Source organism: Vibrio sp. Vb1574 (genome assembly GCF_033338675.1).
Window position 1 is genome coordinate 1 of the sequence record NZ_JAWOTC010000295.1, and the last position, 1,233, is coordinate 1,233.

2 protein-coding genes are annotated in these 1,233 nt (G+C 45.1%); one reads left to right on the forward strand and one right to left on the reverse strand.

Features of this window, described 5'->3' with window-relative positions; genetic code table 11:
• The coding region (gene ygfZ / locus R7O12_RS25665) for a tRNA-modifying protein YgfZ (RefSeq protein WP_318126876.1) at nt 1-737 on the reverse strand (737 nt) is incomplete at its 3' end.
• Nucleotides 738-1,141: 404 nt separating this feature from the next.
• On the opposite strand from ygfZ, the gene R7O12_RS25670 reads away from it, so the two are divergent.
• The coding region (locus tag R7O12_RS25670; RefSeq protein ID WP_318126877.1) for a succinate dehydrogenase assembly factor 2 at nt 1,142-1,233 on the forward strand (92 nt) is incomplete at its 3' end.

Below are 1,233 nucleotides of genomic sequence, written 5' to 3' on the forward strand. Positions count from 1 at the left end.
CCTTTCACGATGTACATAGCGCGCTTGTTTGTGCCGCGGTATTTCGCTCGAGCTACGGTTTCTTGGCCTGTGTAACAGCCTTTAGTGAAGCTAATGCCACCTAAGGCTTGAATGTTCAAGGCTTGTGGAATGTGCTCGTTTTGCGCTGTGGCAGAAACGAATGGCAGTGCAGATTCAATGTCGAACCGAGTCCAAAGCTCGCGTGTTGTCAGCGTAGCATCGCTGTTTTCGATCAGTGCTTGCGCCGCTTCTTCTGTCACAACAAGTAACCAACGGTTCGCCTCTACTTTTACCGCAGTGCCGCCATTGATGATGCGTACATCACCGGCATCTTCATTTAAAGCAGACACAAACGCATCGGCGTTGACACCTGCAACGCCAAGAATCACATCGTTAGATTCTTCAATCGTGACTTTGGAAAATACGGCGTATTTTTTTATTTCTTTCAGTTCGATTTCAATCGCAGATTTCGGCTGGATCATGCCGTAGCCATCACCATGATGGAACAAGCGGAATACACTCCACACTTTACCTTTCGCGTCGCAGTGCGCACCGTGTGTTGATTGGTCTTTTTCTAGAGAAACCACATCACAGGTAACTTGACCATGCAGGTACGATTTTTTGTCATCGCCTACCATGGTGATCATGCCTAGATGATCGAGTCGTGAGATAGACAGTTCTGGTAGAGCATCTTGAGTCGATAGGTTGAGCGGTGAAAAGCGAGTTTGCCATTCCATGATTACAATGCCTTTTGAAGATATTTTTCAGCTATGTTAAATGCAGATTCACCATTTGTCAGCTTTCAATATGCCCAAGTCACCTTAAGGTGTTCGGTTTAGCGAGAACCGCTCAGTTTTCAGATGTAGCGGTAATTTGGAAATCTAATCAACCTTGAGTAAGAAACGTCAACAACGTATGCCAATCAAGGATAGGTGACGTTTTCTATCGTGATTTCATGGCAGAATAATTAGGAAAGAGCTCGCTGTTGCTAAACGTGAGGTTCAGTGGTGTTGAATCAGTGACCAGCTTTGAATCTGACACCTTGAAGTTACTTAACGTATTGTGACCCGCACACTAGTGACGTAGCACATCCCTTGTTACACTCCGCATTAATAACAAGACATCTATGAAGGAATAATGAATGTACACTCCTGAAGAAAAGGCGCGTATTAAATGGGCTTGTCGTCGTGGCATGCTTGAGCTGGATGTGGTGATTATGCCGTTTTTTGAAGA